Source organism: Pseudoalteromonas aurantia 208 (assembly GCF_014858725.1).
In the GTDB taxonomy this organism is placed as follows: domain Bacteria; phylum Pseudomonadota; class Gammaproteobacteria; order Enterobacterales; family Alteromonadaceae; genus Pseudoalteromonas; species Pseudoalteromonas aurantia.
Genome location: NZ_AQGV01000015.1, coordinates 1,222,961 through 1,247,291 on the forward strand (window position 1 = coordinate 1,222,961; position 24,331 = coordinate 1,247,291).

The window sequence follows — 24,331 nt, forward strand, 5'->3', positions numbered from 1 at the left end:
AACTAAGAAAGTACAGGCATAAGTTTCTTGCACAATTGGGTTAGTTAACGACTATTGATATATCCAGCTTTTGTGAGTAATTAAAATGACAAGCGCAAGGAATGCTTTAATTGATTTGTCTGCAACGCCTTATTACCATTTAATAGCACGGTGTGTATGCCGTGCTTTTTTGTGGGGAGTTACACAATGATTCACAGAGGTTTAGTATCGCGTTGTGTGCAACATTGAAATTATGTAATATTCCTTTTTAAATAGTAGTTAAGGAATTAGCATGAACATTTTATGGACTTCACTATCTCTCACTATATTAAGTGGCACTGTACACGCGGAGCAAATAAAAACACGGTTTGAAGGTGTATATAATTTAAAAATAGACCATGAGCATAATGGTGCTTTATTTAATGAAGTCGCTACAGATTATGTTTTTCAAGGATTTAACTCTCACTTTATTGCAACATCTAATAACAAGATAGTTTCAGGCTCGACCAGCGACAATGGCGTGAGTATTCAGTTTGAAATAAGTAAGCTAAATACTGGGCAAAATCAATATTTCTCAGGTCATAAAACAAGCAATGGTGGCTATCAAGGTAGCTGGCATAGTGATGATGGCAGTTCAGGAGATTGGGGCTTAGTAAATTATAAACAGCAAGTTTTTACCACCTGTAAACAAATTTTAGATTCAGGCGCCAGTATCGGCGATGGTGTCTACGAGTTAGTGGATGACAATAATGACCCTATGTCTGCTTATTGTGACATGACATCCAATGGCGGTGGCTGGACATTAGTTGGGAGTTATCCGAATACGGCACCAGGGGGTATTAAACGTATCTCTGAATATGGCCAAATACCAGAAACGAACCCAAGTGGGCCAACCCAACTTTGGATGTATCCAGGTACGCTCGCCAAGTTCAGTGATGCAAAAGAGCAGATTGCCTGCAATGTTGGTGAATTATGTGACACTGGAAAACAAGTATTTGCCGATAATCTAACGGCCCATGAACTTGAGCTTGTTCGTTACTCATGGGGTTATCTTGACCGCGGTGAATACATGCCAAAACTGGTGGATGTTCCTTCATGTAGAACTGATTATAATGATGCTACAACGTTAAGAACAGGATGTGTAAACCCTGCTTATTTAGAGTGGAACGACACGGTTTATCGCAGTACTTACCAAATTGGGTGGCAAATTGATTTATATGGCACAACACACTGTTGGGTAGCACGTGGTGAATATAAATCGGGAGGCTTAGGTTCAACAAGGTGTGCGACTAACGCTGAGCCAAATGGCACAACTTTTGCGCTTCTGTGGATGCGTTAATCGTTGTAACTTAAGGTTGAAATGGGTCAAATGCCTCGTTTCATAATGCTGACTACATATTTAAAGTATTATGAACTTACGGTCTGGCCCTTTTTACGTAAATAATCATAAAGAAACAGATTAAACAAATAGAGACAGCGTTCAATTTAGGTAAAAAAAAGAGCTTCGGTTACATGCGGCTTGCCGTTGTATTCGAAGAATTGTGAAGCACAGTGTATTCGTCTCCCTGACGAAGGTCAGGGTCTATGGGTGTGTAAATAACCTCAGCTCTGGATAAGCGAATTTGCCCAATAAAGCTATTTTTCTCACTCTCGGCGTTGCTTTCATTTGTAATAGCCAGCTATTACTGCATAAAAGCGTCTTGGTATTGAACAAAATACCATCATTGGATTGTACGTAAGTTTATTTTCAAAACATTTTCTATTCCAAAACCCTTATCCAAACCTGAAGTTAAATAGAAAGTCATGAATAGGCTCCGAAGCAAGCTTTTAGTTTAGTGAAAGCACGGCTGCTTATTGACCAAAGGCTAACGGCTCAATAATAACGAAGAATTTATCGGGATGAAGTCGTCACACGATTCAATGAGTAAATTTGCGGTTAACTTGGTCGCGCCATAAACGGTGCTTTTGATTTGATATTGATTACGTAAATGTGCGAGTAAAATGGCAAAGTCGCCATCACCAGATAACAGTATGATTTCATCAACTTTTTTAGCCGCCTCCATCATATCAATGGTAATACCCACATCCCAATCTCCTTTTTTTGAACCATCTTGTCGTTGAATATAGGGCTTAAGCTTCACCTCAAAACCAATTGCTCGTAAAATATTTTGAAATTGAGTTTGTTTATCGTCGCCTTTGTAGGTTGCATAGGCATAGGCGTATTCAATTTGACCAAACTCTTTCGCTTGTGCCCAAAACGCATTGTAATCAAAGTTGCCACCTAAAGATTGTCTACAGGTGTAATAGATATTTTGAACATCGACAAAAATTGCGATCTTTTTCATGGCTAAGCCTAAGTGGTTATTCTTTTAGAATCGGTACCTTATAGTATTAGAAGTTATTTGTCATTGATACGATAAACTTGTACCGAATAAGATTATAAGCTACGGTGTTGGTAGACAAGGCAATTCTTTTGGGCTGGTATGCGGTGGCATTTTTACAATGTTACGACCGCATTAATGTGGAATAACGACACGAAAACGGACCCGTTTAGTGTAAATGTTAAATTGGCCGCTGTAAGCATATTGCAAAGGCTTTGAAAAAGCGCATATATTTGGCGACCAATGCCGCCAAAATAAGGCTGATCACGCACTACACTTTAAATTCACTGACCAGATGATTTAACTGATGCGACATTTCGCTTAAGTTGTGGCTTGAGGCCTTTGTATGCTCCGCCCCAGTTTCTGTTTGACTCGCAACAAGGGCGATACCACTCATCCTATTGGCAATATCACTGGTATTTTGCGTTTGAACTTGGGCAGAGTTAGCAATTTTAATATTTATTTCACTCAATGATTTCACTGCTGAGTCAATTCTTTTTAGTGTGTCGTTACATCTAGAGCCTGTTTCTAACCCTTGTTCAGTTGCACGTTTGCAAGTTAACATTTCGGTTACGGTGGCGGCGACGCCTTGATGGAGCTTAGCAATTATATTTTGAATATCATCCGTTGATTGTTGGGTGCGCATGGCCAATGTTCTAACTTCGTCAGCAACGACAGCGAACCCACAGCCTTGTTCACCGGCTCTGGCGGCTTCTATTGCGGCGTTTAAAGCGAGCAAGTTGGTTTGTTCTGCCACTTTATTTATCACATCGAGCACGGCGCCGATTTCAGTCGATGATTGCTGTAAATCGATAACCACTTTTTCTGCTTGAGATACGCTTTCTGCCACTTTTTCGATAGCAGCCATATTTGATTGCAAATGTTCAATGCCTTGTTCGGTAAGTTGCGACGATTGTTGAGCGGTTTTTAAAGCATGCTGTGTTTGTAAAAATACCGACTCTGATGATGCGCTTAGCGCCGATATTTTATTTTGTACAGATTCAGTATCGGTATTTTGTTGTTTAATACCGGTTTGAATTTGATTTGTCACACACGCAAGTTCTTCAGCCTGAGAGGCGAGTGAATGGGTATTACCGTTAATATTGTTGAGTACATCACGAAAGTGTTGATTCATGCTGTTGAAGGTAAGAGCCATAATCGTTAGTTCATCATTACCTTGGCTTTTTAATTGAATGGTGAGATCTTTATTTTGGGTGATTTGTCCCATAGTGCGGGTGAGTTTTGTCAGTGGTTTGGTGATGTTTCTGGCAATAACATGTGAAAGCAATACGAGTAAGCCGATATAAAACACTGTTTCAATGACTATTTGGACTAGGATGTCTTGATAAGCTTGGTGAACATCAGCCAAATATATACCGGTGCCAATGGCCCAATTCCAGTGACTTAAGCGGTAAATATACGATGTTTTACTTTCTTGCTCTGTCGATCCAGGTTTTGGCCACAGGTATTGAACGAACCCTTGGTGTTGGAATTTTGCTTTTGCCACAAAGTCTGTAAATGCAGATGAAATGAATGCCTGCGGGTGCAAAGTCATAGATTGGGCGTTTAGTTTTGGTTTAATAGGGTGTGTGATCATATTCCCCTCTAAATCAAACATGAAAAAGTAACCTGACTGGCCGTATCTGGTTGAGTTAATTAGGTGTTTGGCTTGGCGTTTTTGCTGTTCCTCATTGAGTTCATGGTTGAGCTTTATCGCGTTAATTTGAGAATTCAAAGTCCCAACCAAATTTTGAGCTTGTATTTTTCTTTCGGCGATCATGGTTGCCTCAAGTTTATTCGCTGAGGTAAGTTGAATTCCAATGATGATAATACTTGCGAGTATGATGCTGAGTCTTAGCTTATTTGCCACACTTAATTGGCCCAAAAGGTGATTTACTTTTAACATGATTTACCTTCAACTGATTGAGATTTGATAGCTAATTGAAACAGCGTTGTCATTTTGGGGCGCAAGTGTACCCTTTGGAGGTAATAATGAAAGAGGGAACTGAGCCGTTGTTAAGTTTCCACACGGTTAAAGGTAACTATGTTATTGATAATAAATCTCATTATTCACATTATTCACATTATTCAAATTGTGAAAGTATGTAAATGGGGAGCATGCTTTACAATAAGAGTTAAGTTTAATAGTGATAAAGGATGGTTTTATGTTTGATTAACAACCTGTAATTAAGTGAAGGTATGTTTACCTTGAGCCGATTTTAGTGGGGAAAGTTAGTTTTTTATACTTTATATCTTAATGTTAGGTATTAGCATGTTGTGTACTCATAATTGGAGATATATAAATATGCTCTACTCAATACAATACTTTATGGTTGGTTCTTTACGTTGTAAAAAAGTATAGAACAATGCTGCATAGTGATACAACATTGTTTTAAATTCAACATTTGAACCGTAAAAATGATAGGGAGTAAGCTCGTCACTGAATTTATTGATAGCAGTGTATCGGATTTCTACCCTAGTGGTTTAAGGGGGGGTTAATATTTATTTCGAGATTGATGATGAGTAAAACCAGCCCGGTAATTAAAAACATCGCACAACCAGATAAGAGAAAGGGATCGATGAGTACGTTGTTGTTAAATTCAAATGTTCCTGCTGAGATTTTCTTCCAGCCCATGAAGTGTTGATTGGCTGCAACGACAGCGCCGAACAATCCAATGACAATAGCAATATATTTGACCATCCAGTGGTATACAAATGGGAGTATAAGTATGATCCCGAGTATCCCAATTACTGTTCTTTGCACCCGACAATATGGGCAAACATACACCGCGCCCATTAACTCTACCAACCATGCAGTTATACTAATTAATATCGCGATAACAGCAACTATTTTTCGATTGTTCGTATACGTATTTAAATCAAGTAATCCCATGCGTTCCCTAATAATTATATTTAAAAGTTAAAAGTAAAGTTATTTCTTATAGTGTTATGGTATAACATATCCACCTTTGATGCAAAGGTTTGAGGTAATGGATGCAAAGGGGGCTGGTTGGCCTGGGCGGTTCTTATGAAGCGCGGCATAATTTATTCGCTGATAAGGTGCTAAAGTGCCGCACAGAGAATTAACATGGCACACCGTCATTGAGAAATACGAATAAGGTACATAAGTGAGCAGGCAACCACAGCATATAAATTGAGGTCGCGAAAACCCCTAGTTTTTCGTGCTTAGGATAAATTATTGCATTAAACGCTCGGTGATAGACCAATTTTGCATTTCGACCAAACGGCTTTTAGTTCGTTCAAATTCAAATGCTAACTGTTTACCGACGTACAACAACTGAAGCTCTACGGCACAATGCATGACAACTAAGCAGCGTTGGTCATAATATTCATCCACTAAGGCAATGAATCTTCGAGCTTCATCGTCAAGTTGGTGGCTTTGCACCGACTGTTGTGCTCGTTTATAGCCATCTTCAATACCTTGTACGGTATGTTTATCGTCAGCTAATACACCCATTTGTGGTACGTTCTTAACAAATATAACTGGATAATTTTGTGCGAGGTACATGTAGTCAGCTGTAGCCCTTGGCGCAGAACAAAGCTGCATAAAATCAAAGGCAATTAGATTACTGGTGCAACATAGCGTTGCTACTTGTCGATTGCAAATATCAATATTGAACACCTGTTTGAATGAGGTGCTGTGCTGGCGTGCATTTTTAAGCGCGTCATCGAATGGCCTAGGATCTTCGATAAAGATATAATTCGGATCAAACCCATGGTTAAACCTGTGGTCGATATGACCATGTACACTCATTAATTCACAGTGTTGCTTTAGTAGTTCAATGGTCGGCAGGAAGCGGTCTCGTTGTAAGCCATTTCGGTATAGTTGATCTGGCTGACAATTTGATGTAGTGACTAATACTAGGCCATTTTTAAACAAATGTTCAAATAGTCTGGCCATGATCATGGCGTCTCCAATATCAGAGACAAAAAACTCGTCAAAGCAGAGTACCTTGGTTTTGTTGGCCCAAGTATCTGCAATTAATTGCAATGGGTTGGCAGCCCCTTGTAGTTGATTTAGCTCTTTATGGACTAAAGCCATAAAATGATGAAAGTGTAAACGCTGTTTTGGAATGTTATCTAACGTACTAAAAAACAGGTCCATTAGCATGCTTTTTCCACGGCCAACCGGACCATATAAATAAGCGCCACTACAAGGCTTTTGATTAACAAGTTTTTCTTGTAAGCGAGTTAAATAATTTAGGGCGTGCTGTTGTGCAACGTCGTTAATGAGTTTGCCTGATTGAATTTGTGCCTGGTATTGTTGCAGCATTGAGTAGTCTGTAAAATTATTTGTCAGTATTAGAGCATATTCATAGGTATTAACCTAGATGCTTAAGGTTTGAAGTTTTGATAAGGAGGTTATATGTCAGCTATCTACAGCCATATGCGCAATGAAATGGACGCTTTTTCTTCGTTAAGTGATGAAACTTGGCAACGATTTTTATCTTTTTGCCGGGTGATCACCAAAAGTAAGGGCGAACATTTATACCCGTTTTCTCAAATGCCAACCAGTTATTGTTTTCTGCACAAAGGCGTTGCAAGACTCTACGCATGTGATGACTTAGGCCAAGAGTATAACAAGCGTTTTTTTATTGAAGGGCAGTTTCCAGGAGTTATGAGTGCGCTACATTTGGGCAAAGCAACTGATCAGGGGGTTGAGTGTTTAACAGACTGTGAACTCGTGGAAGTTGACTTTCACCGTTATCGCACCTACTTATTTACTAGCAATGAACTGATGGCATTTCAAATTAAATATCTAGAAGCCAATTGGCTATTAGATAAAGACCAGAGGGAAATTTTACTTGTACAACAAGATGCCACTGCGCGTTACCTGTTATTTTTACAGCAATGGCCCACACTTACCAATCGTATTGCCCAGTACCATGTTGCCTCACATCTTGGCATTTCTGCAACACAATTAAGCCGTATTCGAAAGTCATTAAATTTTGTTGAAAATTAGTCGAGGTATTTACATAGGTAAATGAAGTAAGCGTGGCCTATCCATACAATGAATCCACATTAAATGATTGAGGATAATTGTAATGACTTGCTACCCTGATATTTCTACTTATTTAAACTGGCGGTATGCGGTGCGTCAGTTTTCAGATAAAAAAGTGTCTCAACAGTGTCTGGATCAGTTGCTTACGATGACGGGTTTAAGTGCGTCTTCTTATGGACTACAGCCTTATAAAATTATCGTGATTGAAAACCCCGCATTAAAGAAAAAATTGGTTGCTCATAGCTGTGGGAAAGAAAAAGTTTCTACTAACAGTCACCTATTGATATTTGCTGCGGATATGTCTGATATACGCACTATGATACAACACTATTTCTCTGTGTTTTCACACGTCAGTACAATACCAGCGCCGAAAATGAAGGCAATGGAAGAAAATATGCGTGATGCACTGACCGCAATGACGACTGAACAACAATTTCATTGGGCAAGTCAGCAGGTAAATATTGCGTTGGGGACATTCCTTGTATCGGCTGCAAGTTTGGGGGTCGATAGCTGTCCAGTTGGGGGCATTGACACAAAAGCGTATGACGATGTTTTAAAATTAGGTGAGCAGCACCTTAAAACAGTACTTGCGTGCCCGATAGGTTACCGCCATAGAAACGATCAAAGTGCTGATGCAGTAAAGGTAAGAAAGCTATTGAGTGAGCTGGTGCTCAATATTACATCATGATGTATGTTTTACTTGCGTGCATTGCTGGTGCGGCGATTGCTTTTCAGGCCAGTATTAACGCGCAACTTGGTGTTTTGCTCAAAAGCCCAATATTGGCAACCACCACGGCTTTTTTTGTCAGTGGATGCTACGCAATGGTGGTTTATCTCTCAACTGAACGACCTGTAATCGACCTGCAAACTGCAACAAAAGTGCCTTGGTATTTATGGACGGTGGGCGGGCTGTTTAGTGTGATTGGTGTTGGCTTAAGTTACTATTTAATACCAAAAATGGGTATTGGAAATCTGATGTCTTTGGTTTTAACTGGGCAACTATTAATGGCCATGATGATTAATCATTTTGGGTGGTTCCATACAGAACCCCTACCAATAACAACCACAAAAGTATTGGGGATCCTAGCTTTGCTAGTGGGGATTTATTTAGTTAATAAAGGGAAAGGGTATGCGTAATTTTTATCTTAAAGAAAACATTCAAAATTTACTGTCATTGTGGCATTGCTATGGTGATGTATCAAAACACCAAAACTTGCGTATTCATGGTCAGTGGCCTCATAAAGTGTGGCATGAGCCACTGCTCTTTGATGAACCGGCTAATGTGATCAGGGGATATAAGCGTGATAAACCGCGAGAAAAAAAGGGGGTTGGTTTTGATACTAAAAGAAAGCCAGACTCAGATGCGGTATCTGCGTTGGTGGTAATGCATAAATTACTTTTAGGCGATGTTGATATTGGCGATGATAACACGATAAAGACCCTATCAAGTGAGAGTGAGCTAGATCTATGGTTGTCTCTAGGCTGTGCTGGGTTTGGCTATAAAATTGATAAAGCACCAATTGCAAGGGCGTTTATTGATAGCCGTTCTAAGTTTTATTTTATTCTAAACGAAGGTGAGCCGGTGGGGACTGTATTAACTTGGGCTCAAGGGCATGATGTAGGCATACATCAAATGACGATTACACAAGCGGGCCGAGGTCGGGGGCTGGCAGGTAAGGCGCTATTACAGCTGGAAAAGCAAGCAAGGGGGAATAGCGCTAAGTCTATGTCATTACAGGCATCAAAAAAGGGGCTAAAAATTTATGAAAGTCTTGGTTTTGTGCCCCTAGGGTTTCTATCAAGTTATTTGTAGATAGTGAGGTCGGTCTCTTCAAACTCACAGACGCTCTTTATAGCTGGGTGTTTTGCTAGGCGTTTTAAGTAACGGTTTAAGTTTGCAAAACTTAAAGGAGGCTTAGTTATCTCGTCTGCCCATATGCATAACATAAACATGTAACAGTCACATACAGTGAATTGGTCATTAATGAGATAATCACTTTCGCCAATTTTATGGTCTAAAATGGCTAAAGCATCACTGATCCGGGTTTGTTGTGTTTTTATTATATCGTCATACATAATGGCATTTTGTGTATGGCGTTCGGGGTAGAAGTACACCATTAATTCATTCTGAAGTGTACCGGTTAAATACATGAGCCACTGATAAAACTCCGCTTTGGCTTTAGGGCCTTCAGGGATCAAGTGCTTTTCTGGGTGCTTTTCGCATAAGTACAGGCATATTGCTGCACTTTCACATAATACAAAGTCATCATCTACTAAGGTGGGTATTCGCCCTGTTGGATTCAAGCGTAGGTATTGTGCCGATTTTTGTGCAACTTTTTTTCTGTCAACGAGCTCAAGCTGAAATGGTACATCTAAAGCTTTTAAAACAAAGTGAGGGGCAAGACTGGCATTACGAGGATAATAAAAAAGTGTATACATAAATTACCTTTGTGATTTGTTTAAGCGTTTCATACGAAACCTAAGCTCCTTTTTGGCAATTTCTAACTTTCAACTTTAGGCTAGCAATTACCATTTAACAAATAATTACGTTCTCCTTCACGCTTTTTGTATCAACAACTATGTACTTAACCTCAGCTCTGGATAAGCGAATCTGCTCAATAAAGCTATTTTTCTCACTCTTGGCGTTGCTTTCATTTGTAATAGCCCGCTATTACTGGATAGAAGCGCCTTGATATTGAACAAAATATCATCATTGGAGTGTACGTAAGTTGGTTTTCAAAACATTTTCTATTCCAAAACCCTTATCCAAACCTGAGGTTACTTAAATAAAAAATGCCAGCAAAGCTGGCATTTTTTATAGTGTATTACGGTGTGTAATAAATAGGGGAGTTGGGTCCAACTGGGAAACCAAATCCAAACACCCAAATATAAAACAACGCGACCCAACCAATTAAGAAAAACATGCTGTAAGGCAACATAGTTGCTACTAATGTGCCAATACCCATGTCTTTCTTATATTTGGTGGCGACTGCCAATATTAAGCCAAAATAACTCATCATCGGTGTGATTAGATTAGTTACTGAATCACCAATTCGATAAGCTGCTTGAATTGTTTCAGGAGCATAGCCGATGAGCATGAGCATAGGCACAAAAATGGGGGCTGTGACGGCCCATTGTGCCGACGAAGAACCTAAAGTTAAGTTAACTAAGGCACACATGAGTATGAACAATACAAATACTTCAGGACCGGTTAGATGCAGCGCCTGTAGTAAGGCTGCGCCATTGATTGCTAAAATAGTGCCTAAGTTTGTCCACTTAAAAAAAGCAACGAATTGTGCTGCAAAGAACACAAGTACAATGTACATCCCCATTGAGCTCATTGATTTACTCATTGCATCAATGACATCACGGTCGTTCTTCATAGTGCCAACAACGCGACCATACACAAAACCTGGAATGGCAAACGTAACAAAAATGAATACAACAATGCCTTTTAAGAAAGGAGAGCCTGCGACTGCTCCTGTTTCAGGGTGACGCAAAATGCCGTTCTCAGGTACGATTGTCAGTGCCAATAGTGCAGAAACAACGAGTAAAGAGACACCTGCCCACTTTAATCCTGAACGTTCTTTATCTGACAAATGATCGATATTATTTTCATTTAAATCGATACTAGCCTCTTCAGGGTTGTACTTCCCTAATCGAGGTTCGACGATTTTTTCTGTGACTAAGGTACCAACAATAGCGATTAAAAATACCGATATCATCATGAAGTACCAGTTAGCTTCAGGGCCAACTTGGTAGGTCGGATCAATCATTTGTGCTGCAGGCGTTGTGATCCCAGCTAGCAGTGGATCAATCGTACCGAGCAGCAAGTTTGCGCTATAACCGCCGGACACCCCAGCAAATGCAGCAGCCAAACCAGCTAATGGGTGGCGACCTAAGCTATGAAAGATCATCGCAGCCAAAGGAATAAGGACAACATACCCTAACTCTGACGCTGTATTTGATAAGATTGCTGCGAATACGACCATGAAAGTCACAAGTCGTTTTGAAGCGCCCATGACCATGCCACGCATGGCAGCAGATAACATCCCTGAGTGCTCAGCAACACTGACGCCAAGTAGAGCGACCAGCACGGTTCCAAGAGGCGCGAAACCCGTAAAGTTGGTTACAAGGCCGGTGACAATTTTTTGAAGACCTTCGGCACTGAGTAAGCTGACGACTTCGATAATACCATCAGGATCACGACCTTTGGCTCCTTCCGGGCGAGGGTCTATGGCGCTGAGCCCAAACCAGTCGGCAATGCCACTGAATACCACGATGGCCACACAGAACATTGCGAATAAAGTGATTGGATGGGGAAGCATATTACCCAAAAACTCAACGGTGGCTAAAAAACGGTTAAACCAACCTTTTGGTTGTTGAGGGTTATCATCCTTTTGAGCTGTTGTCTCTACTGCATTTGACATAGCTGAATTTCTCAAGTGTAAAAATTGGCGATAAGGTATCACTTTTTATTGCGTGGGTCATTTAGATACGGTGATTTATGTCATTAATGCGTTAAAAAGTTAAGTAATTAAATACGCCAGCATTAAGTTCCAACACATTGCTATGTTAAGTCTGTAGAGGTCTGCTTTGTGTTAAGTCACAATGTGTTCAACGTTTGCGAGTGAGAGTGACGCAGCTTTACTCATGGGCCGTAACCACCCCCTTAAACAGCAAAGGATAAAGGCGAATCCGGTTACCAATATAATCGTTAGCGCTAATTTGATTACATATTCTGTGTATGTCATTGTCTAATGCGAGGACCCACTCAATGCGTTCTATAGCAAGTAAAAAGCCACGTTTTAAATAAACCTGAGTTTTATAGTATTCACAGTTTGATTTGATAATGCGCAATTTTTCCGGATTTACCCTTAATTCGTTGAGCACACTGTTTAGGTAGTCACAAGGAGGAGTATCTATTCTAAGGCGTGCTAAGCGTCCTCGTGCGGGTCGTTTTTGATACATAGGTTTAGCCTTGATTATGATAACGCGAGCGTATCTAGGTACTTAACTTTTTCTAAGAAGGCGTGCTTTTGGCGTTCATGTTGATACTCTAGGTGATATGTATTGTGAAAACCATAGCGCATCAAGACGCCACAGCCTTTTAAGTAAATGGTATATCCATCAAAATCAGAAAACGCGATGAGACCATGCACGTGCTTCTGGTCATTATTTTGTACACCATGCTTTTGAATAAACTCGTAGACACGCAATATCGTTTTGCTGTCGATGTCATTTTTCATATTCACCTCTTTTACTGTTCATACGTGTTAGAACTCAGGTACGATTAATGTAATCTTAGTTTTCGTTCTTTTTATATGAAAATCCAATTTTTAGGTACTTCGTCAGGAAGTCCGAGTGTATTTAGAAATGTGTCGGCGACAGCCATTGGCTTTGATAAATCAAAAGAGTGGCTATTAGTTGATTGTGGTGAAGGCTCGCAGCATCAGGTCCTCAAAAGTCAATATACCGCGTACCACTTGGGCACAATTTGTATCACACATATACATGGCGACCATTGCTATGGTTTACCGGGTTTATTGGCATCTATGTCTATGAGTGGTCGAAAAGCGGCCGTAAATCTTGTTGCGCCAAAAAAAGTAATCGAGTTTGTACATAACGCAATGCAGTTAACGGATTTATCACTCGGATTTGATTTGCATACCCATATCATTGAGGCGCTAAACAATAAGCTTAATTTTGATGATTTCGCTATTGAAATTATTAAGCTGCAACATAGGGTCCCGAGCTATGGCTTTAAAATCACTGAAAAATGTATTCCCAATAAATTAAGGCTGAATAAGCTAACTCAGCAAGGTATTCCATCGGGGCCACACTTTAATCAATTACAGCGAGGCTTCGATGTTAATTTTTCAGGAAAGTTACTGAGCGCTAAAGAATATACGTACCCAAGCTGGCGGCCTCGCGTAATAATTGTATGTGGAGACAATGAAAAACCGGCACTATTGAAACCATACATAGTAGGTGTTGATGTGGTGGTGCATGAAGCGACATTTACGCAGTCCGACTTACATAAGGTAGGCATACATACGGGTCACTCGGATGCAAAAAGAGTCGCAGAATTTGCACAGCAATGCCAAATTCCACTGCTTGTGCTATTTCACTTTAGTGTGCGTTACCATGGGGTCGGTCAGTTAGATAAGTTGCGCCAAGAGGCGGCAACTTATTATGATGGGCAATTGCTATTGGCTGAAGATTTTGAGTCAGTCTCCGTTGCTAAGCATTTCAGCCAGCAATGAACAATCAACCTCTATTTGTTTTGCGTAAACGTGTGCTGCTCGAATTAAATGTGGTACATATTCGGGCAACGTATCGATACACTGTTGCTGGAAATTGAGCGAGCGCCGATCGCCTCGCATATGTGCCAGTGCTAATGTGTAACCACAGCTTTGCGCAAATTGCTGAAGTCCCTGCTTTTGAGCTGCACGCTTTCCTAAGCAAAAATCTTCAGGGTCTAGACCTACTCGGGCGTGATGACGAGACCGTACTAACCAGTTTTGTTGTTGCCATAGTGTATCGTCAAGTACGAGGTCAGGTCGACGTTGCATTTTACGTTGACAATTTACGGTAAGATGCGCGGCATTGAGTTCATTTATGGGGCTAAGTGAAGGGAAGTTATGTAAAGGTGCTGCACGACGCTGTTGTTTTACCTCAACAATGTGGCATAGATTTAATTGGTTTGCATCGCTGTTTACTTGCTTTGGACCCACAAGTAAATAGTAGCGACGCATATTATTTGAGCCAGTCCCTGCATTTAACCGTTCTACGCAATCCAATATTGTATCGTCAACATACGGTGAGAAATGTTTCATTAAATCACTCTTGTGTTGTTCTGGTATTGGCTCAAAGCGCTGTGGATTTGTTTTGAATCGAAGAGGTGCTTTAGTGAGGTCAAGTTCTTTTGCGAGTGTACTGCTCGTTAAAAAAGCTGCACCTCCAGCCATGCGCTGTAAACCCTTCTGCCAGCGTTTGTGCAATATGTGTTCTTTATCAAATTCAGTCAGTGCAGATTGATTATTCAGAGTGCCCTCGATAGAGCGAGTACATGCATGTAAATATTGGTCGAAAAAAGCCAATGCAGCAGAGTCAACTTGCTGTTCTGTAACGAGTGGCTTTTGTCGGAGCTTTAAATCATCGCTATTTTCTTGCAAGTTCTGACAATGCTTTTGGCTTAAATAGAGGCTGACTGTGAACCGGAACAAATCCCAAATCATATTGCCGATACAGGCATCATCAAAGTCATTAGGCGCAAATATTAAGGTGTCGCCATGAGAGCCTTCCTCGCTAATGAATCCAAAATTTCCAGTATGGCAATCACCGACAATATTCGTTAAAGGCAATGTGTACAGCGCCTGTGGTATATCGATTAATCCACACGCGATGTCTTGGTACATAAGAGCGGCACTACCACGGAAAAAGAAAAATGGGCTGCTCGCCATTTTTATATGTTTGTTGATCGAGTGTTCAGGGGTTACCTCATCGACCAGCTGCAGTTGTTCACGGATGGTGTTTTTTCTTATCATAATATGTCCTTTAACCGATGTTCTTAACTAAGAAATTAGCTGTTCTATACCGTAAAAAATACGGAACCACTGTGTATCTGCGTTCATTATTGTATTGCGGTATCTATGTTTAACTATATACTACTTTGATTTATATAGAGTTACCTTGAATCATCGATAACATAGATAGACACTTTAGTCACGCTACCTCAGTATTATGACAATTATACGACGCTCAATACATGAGTGAGATCATGTTTGATTTAAGGAATGTTGACTGTCAAAAGCGCTACTGTTATCTGTTTAGCGTGAGCCATACAATAAACAGCGTTGCTTTTGATAAATGAGTAGGTAACTAAAAGTACTTTATATACTGCAAGCCAAGCTTCTGATGTTGCAGTTGACTTGTTTTTACACGGGATAAGCTGAGCGTGATTGAACTATTTTGAGATGGAAACCAACTGATATGCGTATCCAGTGAGTGGTACCCATTTGTTTGCTTAGCTTTACCTGAGTTGACTTCATAACTAGCGATGAGCTTCAAATTACCAATAAGGTCGATGATCACACCTGATTTTGAGTTCACAAACCATTGCGAGTGTTTAATGTCAGAAGTCAGCCCAGTGCCAACAAGTAAGAATCCAGAAATGTCTTTTGAGATATTCATAGTTTTACCGATAGCCCCAGATATTTCTAGTAATGAATCGTTATCTAATAACTTATTATAAGACGGCCGATAACCGATATAGAATTCGCCCGATAACATAGGGAAATACGGGTTATCTTTTCCGTAGCTTTTAACCGAGTAAATAGATAACTCTTCTATATTCACAGCGCCAGTGTCCAAATCAACCTCTAAAGTTGTGTTGCCCATCGTCAGTTCAGACTCACTAAGATATTGCCGATTGTCACCATGAATGAAATGCCCTGTAGGTAACCAATGAAGCTTAATTTTATCCGCGTTCTCCTCATTGCTATATGACAAACCAATACCAGAATCTTGTGGAGTTAAAGCGGGGTGCTTATAGTTTGAAAAATCGAGCCGGTCTGTCTTTTCATTCGGTAAATTGGTTATTTTAGGATTGTGTTTATGGGTACTTTTGTACGGTTTCGAATTTTCGATAACAGTGCGGGCATAATCATAAACGAGAGGGCGTTTAAGTAGTGCTTTGTCAGCAATATGTTCAGGCCCTGATTGTAGAGCTTGATCAATGAGTTTCTTATCGGTTGGATCAATCGTATCGTTAAGTGCACTAAATAACCATATTGGGCTTGTAGAGACGTTTGTTTCAAGAACCATTTTATGCTTTAACACCGCTTTAACAATATCGGCAGGGCTAACAAAGATGCTACGTTCTGACATTATGTTTGGCTTGGCAAGAGCAAGTAACTCTAGTGTTAATGTTGCGCAATTAAATGACTGAAAATAGTATGTCATATTTATTTGATTTAATTCCCACAAGTGATATTGAATCAAGGTTTTTTGTGCACTGGAGAGGTCTAATTTAAATTGCCATAGGTTTCTAGACTCTGTATCTCGGTATTGGGCTTTGTCTTTATGAAATGGGCGTACTGAAAAAAAACCAGGCATGCCTTTTATTGTGCTGTCGACAATCAATTTCGCTGGGTTGAGAGTATCAATTTCGGTAAAATAGGCTAAAGAATGTTCGACTAAGTTACCTTTAAAGTTAACACCGCTCGCTTTTAAAAAAATATGCCCCATCATGCTAGATGCAGATGAAAGTACTTCAGATGCATAAACAACGTCTAACGCATCGAATGGCACATGGTTAATAAATTTTTGCAGTTCAAGGCAGTGTTCTATTTGAGCACCAGTTAATTGAATATTTAGAGCATTTGCAAGATAAGTCACACGAGCTGGAAATCGACACAGCGCAGCTTGTGAATCCGATTTTATGAGCGCTAATGTTTCGGTCAATTCGTTTGCTGCTGAATAATTAGGAAGACTTAAAAGGAAGCTAGCGTCGCTTATTTGTGCGTTACTGTGCCACGAGTGAATAAGGGTTAACCAAATTGGGGTGTTTGCTATGCGCGTAATTTCGTTTGTCTCAGCTCTGGCCTGAGAAATGAAAATGGAAGAGATTAAAAAAGCTGCATGAATGCAGCTTTTTAGTGTATTACTGAACATGTACTTATTCAGGGTTACATTGTACTTCAACGTCAGAGTAATCCCACATTTTGCCTGTCGATGCATCTGTTGTTGAACCTAATACACCACCAATAACAAGGTTTCCAAAAAATACAGGCGTTACTTTTTTGTCAATAACAGTAGATTTGTCGCAATTTCCACTGGTGCTATGCGCAACTTTATTTTTACCATCACGAAGAACGATGACAGTGCCTGGTGTCGTGATAATTTTGTCGTCTACACGTACTTCTACCGCTTTATTATTTGAAGAAGTTACATTGATCGTTTGTTGGTCTGAAGTCATTACACTGGCACAGCCAGAAAGTGTAAGGATTACTGTAGCAGACAATAGCGTTTTCATGAATTTTCCCTTAATTTCTTGTGATTTCTAACACTCATATTTTAGAGCGCAGGGAATGTACCTTATAGTTCGGTTTTATTCAATAACTGTATGGTTTAATCGTAAATATAAGTAAATGAAATATCAATATATACATACATGGTGCAACTCTAATTTTTTGTTTTAAATCATAACTTTTATGATTGTTGTGAGGTTTTTTATATTTCGGTCATGTGGGAAGTGAGAGGGGTTTATTGTTGTTGTTATTTATTTAATTCTCATGTATTAACTCTATCGTTAAGGTATAAAGTGATTACAAAGCAACAGAGAACGAAGTGCATTATGCAGGGTAATATATTGTGCTATAAACGTATTGATTTGCACGTACTATATGAATGTTTTCAATATAGTACGTGCATTGTATTTATCTGTTATCTAGCATTCGTACTTTCAAAGATTTTATCGGCAGATGCAGCTACGAAGCCGGTGTATAATTCACCGTCTGGTTTTGCATAACGTAGCGCAAACTCGTAAAAGCAACTTGGAATTTTGAATTCTCCATCAGAAAACTGCACTGGGTGATGGTCAGCTAAAGTAGATGATTGCTCAAGAAGTACTTCTGGAGAGCCTTTGACTTCACCACCTGCAGTATTCAATTCAAACCCTGCATTCTTTAGATTCTGATTTACGGCATCAATTGTCGTAAAGTTATTCAAATAATTAATGCTTACGGTAAAGTGGTTAGCACGATACCCCCAAGCGGCCATCCATGCAGCATATTCACTTTCAGCAAGCAATGCTTTGTATGTGTCATGGCTTACTTGCCAATGGGTACCTGAATATAAGAAATTATCAGCTGTGATAGCATGTTCATCTATTTTTGCTACCATGTCTTTTACAGCTGCTTGTACTGTGTCAGAGCACTTTTCTACTAGCAGTTCTGAAATAAATACCTTCGGTTTAGTCGGATCTGAATGTTCATAGTGTTTGGCATACAGCTTCTTAGCTTCAAAATGGTATTCCCCACACTCTTTATAACCAACTGCGATAAAGTGTGCTGCGAGTTTTTCTAGCCCTACTTTTTCCAGATTAAAGGTACGTAAAGCAATATGATCATTGATTACATCATCTTTTTGAGTTGAGCCCAGTAATTCGTGGACTTTGACTGCTGAAGGCGTCACTTCTAAATAGTTATTCCACAGAGATTGAAATAATTTGTCGACATTGTTGTGCATAATGGGGTCCTATATATTGCGATTGACATCGCGTTAAACTTGGTGCGAATTAAGCTCGACGCATCAAGGTTATAATTTAAATATTCTCACGTTATCACCTGAGGTTACATTCAGTGCGTTCGCTACGTTTGGATGTAAGTCTAGAGTGTTATTTTGCGGATGGTAAAGCGCTTCTTCAGTGAAAGTTGCTCTAAAGTCATTGAGCTTCTGATTGGAAATTGCCAGACTGCCGGTTCCGGTTGGCTCGCAGATATTCACTTTTGCCACAGATGAGTCTTGTACCGTTTGAATATTGTGGAGTCTCGCTTCAACGGTGGGGCCTGCATCAAATAGGTCAACATAGCCTCGATGTTCAAAACCTTCTTTTTCTAACAGGCGTAATGCTGGTTTAGTTTTTTCATGCACATTACCAATAACCGCTTGTGCTTTTTCGCTCAGTAAGTTGGCGTAAATAGGGTACTTTGGCATTAATTCGCTGATGAATACCTTTTCGCCAAGTCCTACTAAGTGGTCTGCTTGAGGGAATTCAATGCTGAAAAAATGTTCTTGTAGCCATTGCCAAAATGGAGAATGCCCATTTTCATCACTGACCCCTCGCATTTCAGCAATTACCGTATTACTAAACCGATCACTGTGATCCGCCATAAAAGTAAATCGCGAACGGCTTAAAAACCGACCAGCTAGGCCTTTACGATATGGCTCTCGTAAAAACAGAGTACATATTTCACTCGCGCCAGTGTAGTCATTACACATAGATAAAATATCAACCGTGTTATATACGCCAAGTGTTGGGGAGTGGTGTACTGTTTTACCTTGATGATAATGATACAGTGGAACTGTCATACCAACGGCGGCTTCGATGGCGGTTGTACCCATTATATCGCCTGTTTCGCTGTCTTCAAGAACAAATAAATACCCCTCGTCCTGCGGTGTAGATATCTGCTTTATAAAACTTTGCTCTGAGCGATTTATTTTTTCTCTGAGCATGTCATCATTCACAGGTAATGATGTGAAGCCATGGCCAGACTCTTCAGCTATTTGACGTAGTGCATCAAAATCAGTGCTTTTAATTGGTCTTAATATATGCATAGTGCAACCTTAGGGGCTCTGATCAAGAGCCCCTAACTGAATTAACCATTAACGACATCAGCAACAGCAAGCTCAAAGCGTGCTAAACCAGCTTTTATGTCATCATCAGAAATGACTAATGATGGCGTGAAGCGAACAACGTTCGTGCCAGCGACCAGTGCCATTAATCCATTCTTGGTGCTTGCAACTAAAAAGTCACGCGCACGCCCTGTGTAATCGTCATTTAAAACGGCACCGAGTAGCAATCCTTTTCCTCTGATTTCACTAAATACTTTAAACTTGTCATTGATGGCAGATAGGCCTTCACGGAAAAGTTGTTCTTTACGTTTAACATCGTCCAAAACCGATGATGTATTTACCGTGTCAAAAGCAGCTTCAGCAACAGCGCAAGCGAGTGGGTTACCGCCATAGGTTGAACCATGAGTACCTATTTTTAAATGTTCAGCAATGTCTGTTGTGGTGATCATAGCGCCGATTGGAAAGCCACCACCTAGCGCTTTTGCTGTGGTTAAAATATCAGGTGTAACATTCAGCCCTTGATATGCGTATAAGTCGCCTGTACGACCTACGCCTGTTTGCACTTCGTCAAAAATAAGCAAAGCGTTGTGTTTGGTACAAAGAGCTCTCACCCCTTCGATAAAATCTTTGTTAGGTGAAATGATACCGCCTTCACCTTGCAATGGCTCCATCATTACGGCACAGGTAGTGTCGCTAATTAGGGCTTCAAATGCGGCTAAATCATTGTAATCACAATGTACGATATCAGCAGGTTTAGGGCCAAAACCGTCAGAATAAGCGGCTTGTCCACCTACAGTCACGGTAAAGAATGTTCTACCATGAAAACCTTTATTAAAAGCAATAATTTGTGTTTTATGGTCACCGTGTTTATCAAGTGCAAACCTGCGAGCAAGCTTGAGTGCAGCTTCATTAGCTTCGGCACCTGAATTGGCAAAATAGACTTTGTCAGCAAATGTCGCGTCGGTAATTTTTTTTGCGAGGCGAAGTGCAGGTTCATTTGTCATGACATTAGATAGGTGCCAAATTTTTTCCCCTTGCTCTTTTAGTGCATTAACTAAAGCAGGGTGGCAGTGACCCAAGCAGTTAACAGCGATACCACCTGCAAAATCGATATATTCATCGCCTTTTTGATCCCAAACTCGAGAGCCTTTACCTTTTACTGGGATAATTTCTGACGGGTTATAGTTAGGTACCATAACTTGATCGAATAATTCACGGTTAGCTTGCATGACAACTTCCTCTATTTTACTTCAACTACTATTGACCACTAAGCAAACGAATTCATATGAAGACAACGTCTTTTGATTAAATTGTTTGGTAACTCAAAAGCGATTTTAGTGTTCAATACTGTATATGTTCTATTTATTAGGCCCATTATTACTGGTAATGAAGTAAATATGCAGTGCAAAAATGTACAAATTGATTAAAATAAAAGTCAAAATAACGAAGTTAATAGTCAATATGATAAATTCACAAGATGAAAAGCTCATTGGTTTGTTACGAGGTAATGCACGTGCCAGTATTTCAGATTTAGCGAGAAACTTAGATGTCTCTCGTTCTACAGTGCAAAGTCGGTTACTAAAGCTTGAGCTGTCAGGGGTCATTAAAGGCTACAGTGTTGAATTTGGCGCAGCCTATATTGCGGGTTTAGTGTCTGCGCATGTATCAATCAAAGTGCGGCAAAAGCTCACTACTCAAACCACTATAGCTTTGAAGCATATCAATCAAGTCAGTGCGTTGTATGCCATTAGTGGGGAATACGATATGATTGCTTTAGTTGAAGCACAAAGCCTTGAGCAGCTTAACCATATATTAGATGATATTGGCAATTTAGATGGAGTCGAACGAACAAATTCATCGGTCGTTTTAGAAACCAAGTTTACACGTTAAACTTTGGCTATTTACTGTCAGGTAACCAAATACTTGTCCCCGTTGAGGCAATATGATTGACATTGCCTTTGAGCACTTTAGTGCCGACGTTGTGTGACGTTTCGGGGCGACTTACAAGATAGCCTTGAACACATCGGATCCCCATACTTTTGACCAGTTCGAACTGTTCGGCTTGCTCAACACCTTCAGCAACAATTTTAAGTCCAAGTTGGTTACCCAGCTCGCTGATTGAGTTCAGTATTTTATGATATTTCTGATTTTGACTGGCCTGTGTAATAAATAGTTTATCAATTTTAATAACATCAATTGGCAGGTCTGCAAGTGTGCTAAGCGAACTAAATCCAGTACCAAAATCATCAATCGCAATCGTTACACCCGCTCGGCGACAGGCCTCAAGTTGCTCGATGATTTCTTCACTGGCTGTGATAAGCGTTGATTCTGTAATTTCAAGCATCAGTGAACTGGCCGGCAGTCCTGTTTTTTCTAATGTTTGTTCAACCCATTTGGCGATTGGCCGGTGTTTTAACTGAATTCCAGATACATTGACTGAGATTTTGACCTTTTTCATTCCGGCATTGTGCCATGCCGACATTTGACGACATGACTCTAATAATATCCAATCCCCTAACTCCAAGATGAGGTTTGACTCTTCTGCAATCGGAATAAATTCAGCAGGGGGTATCAATCCTTCTATGGGGTGATGCCAACGTATTAGCGCTTCAAAGTAATCAATTGCACAGTCTTCAACATGTACTATTGGTTGAAAAGATAAATGAAAGTTTTGCGATGCAATTGCGAGTCGTAACTCTTCTAATAGGTAGTGATAGCGACGGATTTTACTGCCCATTTCTGGAGAATAAACTTTGAAAATACCTCGACCGTCGGTTTTTGCTCGATACATTGCAACATCAGCCATTTGCAACAAGGCGTGCGGGTGAGAAGCACTCTCTGGGTAGATAGCAATACCAATACTCGCGCCAATTTTAACTATTTTATTGCCGAGCACAAAATCTCTTTCGATTTCATTTAAAATAGTTTGTGACACGCGGGTACAAAAGCTAGCGTCTTCAATTTTGGGAATAAATATTGAAAATTCATCCCCCCCTAAGCGAGATAAATTTTGTTCGAGGCCATGGATTGGGTGGATATCTTGAATATCATACTGCTTGACGATGCTGGATAAGCGATTTGCAACTTGAATAAGAATTTCATCACCAAAGCTATGGCCAAATGAATCATTAACTTGTTTAAACCCATCTAAGTCAATAAATAGTAAGCCACAATGTTGGTGCTTTTTTTCGGCTTCTGTTAATTGAATATCTAGATGTTCTAGATAGGCATGGCGATCGATGAGCTGAGTCAATTTATCTTGATATAGGTTGCTATCTGTTTGTAGTTTAATACGATCAACGTTATCTGCTATGACATGGACTGCATGGCTTATTTGCGCTAGTAGTCCACCATGCTGCAAAATTTGAGTTTTGATATCAAGAGATTCTAGTAATTTAGTCACGTCGGTGCGGACCAAGTTTAGCGCGATGTTATGCCTATATTTTTTCCGTTCAGCCCTAAACAGATAGATTAGTGTGAATATCAACATACAAAAACTCACCAAAGCAGTTGGCGATAACAATGTGGTTGTTAGTAATTCTGAGTTTTTAGCGAGTATTAAATTATCGTTATGCTTATCTAAAAGTACGAACGTGTCGTCTTGATAGGTGAAAAACTGTTGACCAAATATGAATAGCTGATACCAAGGCGTTGGCATTTCTGAGCTTGAATGATCAGCAATTTCAACTAGTGATATATTATTAAATCCCAAGCGAGCATCGACGCAGGTCTTCGAAAAAAGTATGTTAAAAACATAGCCAAATAAAAACGTGCTCACTGCTAAAAAGCTTAATACTTTTAATGTTTTACTCATAATTGGCTAAATCCAGAACCTTAAATTAACTCGCGCTTTGACGTGACACCCTATTATACATATCTAAGCCATTAGAATTATAATCTTTTACACCCTTTTTTCCTTTATTTCAATTAAGTTTACTGCTTACCACGATTATTGCAAAAGGAATAAACAATACAATGATTGTAGTCAATCTTTAGATAAATTCACTTTACATGAGAAGAGTTCTCACCTAATTTTTAATAACTCTCACAATTTGGTCTATGTTTTGCTAATTATACTAGCAAGAATGAAAATTTAGACTTAAATGGTATTAAATAGCACCTAGTTGGTGCAAATACTGAACTGTTGCACTGTCATAAAGCATAAATATTGTTTTGTTGTAATGTGCAATGATGCCCACCGTTTCCGATTGTTGAGTAGTTAAAAGCACGGCGCAGGGGCAAGGACGTAATTACCCAAAACGATTTATTTGGAGCCTGCTATGTTAACAAAACGTTTTTTTAAAACAAAAGACGAAGCTGAAGTCACATTCGCATTTTCTCACCCTGAAGCAAAAAAAGTGCAACTGGTTGCTGAGTTTACAGATTGGGAACCCGTGACGATGAAGTTTAATAAAAAGGAACGGACGTTTAAGAGCAAATATCGCTTACCAACAGATAAACAGTTCCATTTTAGATATTTGATTGATGGAGAGCTATGGGATAACGACCACAAAGCAGATGCTTATGTTACCAATAGTTTTGGCACACAAAATAGTGTGGTAAATACCCAAAAAACAGCGCTGTAGAT

The 24,331-nt window shown here is 39.8% G+C and carries 23 protein-coding genes; 8 read left to right on the plus strand and 15 right to left on the minus strand.

What is annotated here, in order from left to right; translation table 11 throughout:
* Positions 1-271 precede the first annotated feature (271 nt).
* Positions 272-1,318, plus strand: a complete 1,047-nt coding sequence (locus PAUR_RS23335; protein ID WP_192510107.1) for a fibrinogen-like YCDxxxxGGGW domain-containing protein — start codon at positions 272-274, stop codon at positions 1,316-1,318.
* 526 nt (positions 1,319-1,844) lie between these two features.
* Here the strand turns inward: PAUR_RS23335 and PAUR_RS23340 are convergent.
* The 4 genes from PAUR_RS23340 to zapE all read right to left on the minus strand — a co-directional run bounded on the left by PAUR_RS23340 (position 1,845) and on the right by zapE (position 6,654).
* Positions 1,845-2,324: a LabA-like NYN domain-containing protein gene (locus PAUR_RS23340; protein WP_192510108.1), complete on the minus strand. Its 480-nt coding sequence runs from the start codon at positions 2,322-2,324 to the stop codon at positions 1,845-1,847.
* 307 nt (positions 2,325-2,631) lie between these two features.
* Entirely contained in the window at positions 2,632-4,266 is a 1,635-nt protein-coding gene (locus tag PAUR_RS23345) for a methyl-accepting chemotaxis protein (RefSeq protein WP_192510109.1), read from the minus strand.
* 570 nt (positions 4,267-4,836) lie between these two features.
* Positions 4,837-5,253: a hypothetical protein gene (locus tag PAUR_RS23350; RefSeq protein WP_192510110.1), complete on the minus strand. Its 417-nt coding sequence runs from the start codon at positions 5,251-5,253 to the stop codon at positions 4,837-4,839.
* A gap of 303 nt (positions 5,254-5,556) precedes the next feature.
* Positions 5,557-6,654, minus strand: a complete 1,098-nt coding sequence (zapE, locus tag PAUR_RS23355; protein ID WP_192510111.1) for a cell division protein ZapE — start codon at positions 6,652-6,654, stop codon at positions 5,557-5,559.
* A 93-nt stretch (positions 6,655-6,747) separates the two neighbouring features.
* Here zapE and PAUR_RS23360 point away from each other — a divergent pair, with 93 nt between their 5' ends.
* The 4 genes from PAUR_RS23360 (at position 6,748) to PAUR_RS23375 (ending at position 9,196) form a co-directional block, all read left to right on the plus strand.
* Positions 6,748-7,344, plus strand: a complete 597-nt coding sequence (locus tag PAUR_RS23360) for a Crp/Fnr family transcriptional regulator (RefSeq protein ID WP_192510112.1) — start codon at positions 6,748-6,750, stop codon at positions 7,342-7,344.
* An 82-nt stretch (positions 7,345-7,426) separates the two neighbouring features.
* Complete coding sequence (locus PAUR_RS23365) at positions 7,427-8,071, plus strand: nitroreductase family protein (protein ID WP_192510113.1); 645 nt, start codon at positions 7,427-7,429, stop codon at positions 8,069-8,071.
* On the plus strand, positions 8,068-8,520 hold the full coding sequence (locus PAUR_RS23370) for a DMT family transporter (protein ID WP_192510114.1): 453 nt from the start codon (positions 8,068-8,070) through the stop codon (positions 8,518-8,520). The genes PAUR_RS23365 and PAUR_RS23370 overlap by 4 nt, the downstream gene beginning before the upstream one ends.
* Positions 8,513-9,196 carry a GNAT family N-acetyltransferase gene (locus PAUR_RS23375; RefSeq protein ID WP_192510115.1) on the plus strand — a complete coding sequence of 228 codons (684 nt, stop codon included), beginning with the start codon at positions 8,513-8,515 and terminating at the stop codon, positions 9,194-9,196. Before PAUR_RS23370 ends, PAUR_RS23375 begins: the two co-directional genes overlap by 8 nt.
* On the opposite strand, the gene PAUR_RS23380 is transcribed toward PAUR_RS23375, so the two are convergent.
* The 4 genes from PAUR_RS23380 to PAUR_RS23390 all read right to left on the minus strand — a co-directional run bounded on the left by PAUR_RS23380 (position 9,187) and on the right by PAUR_RS23390 (position 12,632).
* Positions 9,187-9,822: a glutathione S-transferase family protein gene (locus tag PAUR_RS23380; protein ID WP_192510116.1), complete on the minus strand. Its 636-nt coding sequence runs from the start codon at positions 9,820-9,822 to the stop codon at positions 9,187-9,189. The two genes, PAUR_RS23375 and PAUR_RS23380, sit on opposite strands and share 10 nt — an antisense overlap.
* A 386-nt stretch (positions 9,823-10,208) precedes the next feature.
* The gene (locus PAUR_RS23385) at positions 10,209-11,813 is read right to left on the minus strand and encodes an AbgT family transporter (protein WP_192510117.1); all 1,605 of its coding nucleotides are present in this window, start codon (positions 11,811-11,813) and stop codon (positions 10,209-10,211) included.
* 217 nt (positions 11,814-12,030) lie between these two features.
* Complete coding sequence (locus tag PAUR_RS23735; protein ID WP_404821730.1) at positions 12,031-12,309, minus strand: hypothetical protein; 279 nt, start codon at positions 12,307-12,309, stop codon at positions 12,031-12,033.
* A gap of 59 nt (positions 12,310-12,368) precedes the next feature.
* On the minus strand, positions 12,369-12,632 hold the full coding sequence (locus PAUR_RS23390; protein WP_192510118.1) for a DUF3081 family protein: 264 nt from the start codon (positions 12,630-12,632) through the stop codon (positions 12,369-12,371).
* Between the two features lie 75 nt (positions 12,633-12,707).
* Here PAUR_RS23390 and PAUR_RS23395 point away from each other — a divergent pair, with 75 nt between their 5' ends.
* Positions 12,708-13,649: a ribonuclease Z gene (locus PAUR_RS23395; protein WP_192510119.1), complete on the plus strand. Its 942-nt coding sequence runs from the start codon at positions 12,708-12,710 to the stop codon at positions 13,647-13,649.
* Here PAUR_RS23395 and PAUR_RS23400 read toward each other — a convergent pair.
* From PAUR_RS23400 to PAUR_RS23425, 6 genes are all read right to left on the minus strand, one after another.
* Positions 13,614-14,933, minus strand: coding sequence for a DUF2252 family protein (locus tag PAUR_RS23400; RefSeq protein WP_192510120.1), 1,320 nt, complete (start codon positions 14,931-14,933; stop codon positions 13,614-13,616). The two genes, PAUR_RS23395 and PAUR_RS23400, sit on opposite strands and share 36 nt — an antisense overlap.
* 334 nt (positions 14,934-15,267) lie before the next feature.
* Positions 15,268-17,061, minus strand: coding sequence for a lipoprotein N-acyltransferase Lnb domain-containing protein (locus PAUR_RS23405; RefSeq protein WP_192510121.1), 1,794 nt, complete (start codon positions 17,059-17,061; stop codon positions 15,268-15,270).
* A gap of 4 nt (positions 17,062-17,065) precedes the next feature.
* Entirely contained in the window at positions 17,066-17,422 is a 357-nt protein-coding gene (locus tag PAUR_RS23410; RefSeq protein WP_192510122.1) for an adenosine deaminase, read from the minus strand.
* Positions 17,423-17,832: 410 nt separating this feature from the next.
* On the minus strand, positions 17,833-18,636 hold the full coding sequence (locus PAUR_RS23415; protein ID WP_192510123.1) for a DUF1338 domain-containing protein: 804 nt from the start codon (positions 18,634-18,636) through the stop codon (positions 17,833-17,835).
* Positions 18,637-18,705: 69 nt separating this feature from the next.
* On the minus strand, positions 18,706-19,725 hold the full coding sequence (gene astA, locus PAUR_RS23420) for an arginine N-succinyltransferase (protein ID WP_192510124.1): 1,020 nt from the start codon (positions 19,723-19,725) through the stop codon (positions 18,706-18,708).
* Between the two features lie 41 nt (positions 19,726-19,766).
* Complete coding sequence (locus PAUR_RS23425; protein WP_192510125.1) at positions 19,767-20,972, minus strand: aspartate aminotransferase family protein; 1,206 nt, start codon at positions 20,970-20,972, stop codon at positions 19,767-19,769.
* Between the two features lie 232 nt (positions 20,973-21,204).
* Between PAUR_RS23425 and PAUR_RS23430 the strand changes: the two genes are divergently transcribed.
* Complete coding sequence (locus PAUR_RS23430) at positions 21,205-21,633, plus strand: Lrp/AsnC family transcriptional regulator (RefSeq protein WP_192510126.1); 429 nt, start codon at positions 21,205-21,207, stop codon at positions 21,631-21,633.
* A gap of 7 nt (positions 21,634-21,640) precedes the next feature.
* On the opposite strand, the gene PAUR_RS23435 is transcribed toward PAUR_RS23430, so the two are convergent.
* Entirely contained in the window at positions 21,641-23,557 is a 1,917-nt protein-coding gene (locus PAUR_RS23435; protein ID WP_192510127.1) for a putative bifunctional diguanylate cyclase/phosphodiesterase, read from the minus strand.
* Positions 23,558-24,023: 466 nt separating this feature from the next.
* On the opposite strand from PAUR_RS23435, the gene PAUR_RS23440 reads away from it, so the two are divergent.
* Complete coding sequence (locus PAUR_RS23440) at positions 24,024-24,329, plus strand: isoamylase early set domain-containing protein (protein WP_192510128.1); 306 nt, start codon at positions 24,024-24,026, stop codon at positions 24,327-24,329.
* The last annotated feature ends 2 nt before the right edge of the window (positions 24,330-24,331 follow it).

What these genes read in the sequence shown, in the direction of transcription:
- PAUR_RS23335 (WP_192510107.1), top strand. Translation starts at nt 272, where the DNA reads ATGAACATTTTATGGACTTCACTATCTCTCACTATATTAAGTGGCACT.
- PAUR_RS23340 (WP_192510108.1), bottom strand. Translation starts at nt 2,324, where the DNA reads ATGAAAAAGATCGCAATTTTTGTCGATGTTCAAAATATCTATTACACC.
- PAUR_RS23345 (WP_192510109.1), bottom strand. Translation starts at nt 4,266, where the DNA reads ATGTTAAAAGTAAATCACCTTTTGGGCCAATTAAGTGTGGCAAATAAG.
- PAUR_RS23350 (WP_192510110.1), bottom strand. Translation starts at nt 5,253, where the DNA reads ATGGGATTACTTGATTTAAATACGTATACGAACAATCGAAAAATAGTT.
- zapE (WP_192510111.1), bottom strand. Translation starts at nt 6,654, where the DNA reads ATGCTGCAACAATACCAGGCACAAATTCAATCAGGCAAACTCATTAAC.
- PAUR_RS23360 (WP_192510112.1), top strand. Translation starts at nt 6,748, where the DNA reads ATGTCAGCTATCTACAGCCATATGCGCAATGAAATGGACGCTTTTTCT.
- PAUR_RS23365 (WP_192510113.1), top strand. Translation starts at nt 7,427, where the DNA reads ATGACTTGCTACCCTGATATTTCTACTTATTTAAACTGGCGGTATGCG.
- PAUR_RS23370 (WP_192510114.1), top strand. Translation starts at nt 8,068, where the DNA reads ATGATGTATGTTTTACTTGCGTGCATTGCTGGTGCGGCGATTGCTTTT.
- PAUR_RS23375 (WP_192510115.1), top strand. Translation starts at nt 8,513, where the DNA reads ATGCGTAATTTTTATCTTAAAGAAAACATTCAAAATTTACTGTCATTG.
- PAUR_RS23380 (WP_192510116.1), bottom strand. Translation starts at nt 9,822, where the DNA reads ATGTATACACTTTTTTATTATCCTCGTAATGCCAGTCTTGCCCCTCAC.
- PAUR_RS23385 (WP_192510117.1), bottom strand. Translation starts at nt 11,813, where the DNA reads ATGTCAAATGCAGTAGAGACAACAGCTCAAAAGGATGATAACCCTCAA.
- PAUR_RS23390 (WP_192510118.1), bottom strand. Translation starts at nt 12,632, where the DNA reads ATGAAAAATGACATCGACAGCAAAACGATATTGCGTGTCTACGAGTTT.
- PAUR_RS23395 (WP_192510119.1), top strand. Translation starts at nt 12,708, where the DNA reads ATGAAAATCCAATTTTTAGGTACTTCGTCAGGAAGTCCGAGTGTATTT.
- PAUR_RS23400 (WP_192510120.1), bottom strand. Translation starts at nt 14,933, where the DNA reads ATGATAAGAAAAAACACCATCCGTGAACAACTGCAGCTGGTCGATGAG.
- PAUR_RS23405 (WP_192510121.1), bottom strand. Translation starts at nt 17,061, where the DNA reads ATGTTCAGTAATACACTAAAAAGCTGCATTCATGCAGCTTTTTTAATC.
- PAUR_RS23410 (WP_192510122.1), bottom strand. Translation starts at nt 17,422, where the DNA reads ATGAAAACGCTATTGTCTGCTACAGTAATCCTTACACTTTCTGGCTGT.
- PAUR_RS23415 (WP_192510123.1), bottom strand. Translation starts at nt 18,636, where the DNA reads ATGCACAACAATGTCGACAAATTATTTCAATCTCTGTGGAATAACTAT.
- astA (WP_192510124.1), bottom strand. Translation starts at nt 19,725, where the DNA reads ATGCATATATTAAGACCAATTAAAAGCACTGATTTTGATGCACTACGT.
- PAUR_RS23425 (WP_192510125.1), bottom strand. Translation starts at nt 20,972, where the DNA reads ATGCAAGCTAACCGTGAATTATTCGATCAAGTTATGGTACCTAACTAT.
- PAUR_RS23430 (WP_192510126.1), top strand. Translation starts at nt 21,205, where the DNA reads ATGATAAATTCACAAGATGAAAAGCTCATTGGTTTGTTACGAGGTAAT.
- PAUR_RS23435 (WP_192510127.1), bottom strand. Translation starts at nt 23,557, where the DNA reads ATGAGTAAAACATTAAAAGTATTAAGCTTTTTAGCAGTGAGCACGTTT.
- PAUR_RS23440 (WP_192510128.1), top strand. Translation starts at nt 24,024, where the DNA reads ATGTTAACAAAACGTTTTTTTAAAACAAAAGACGAAGCTGAAGTCACA.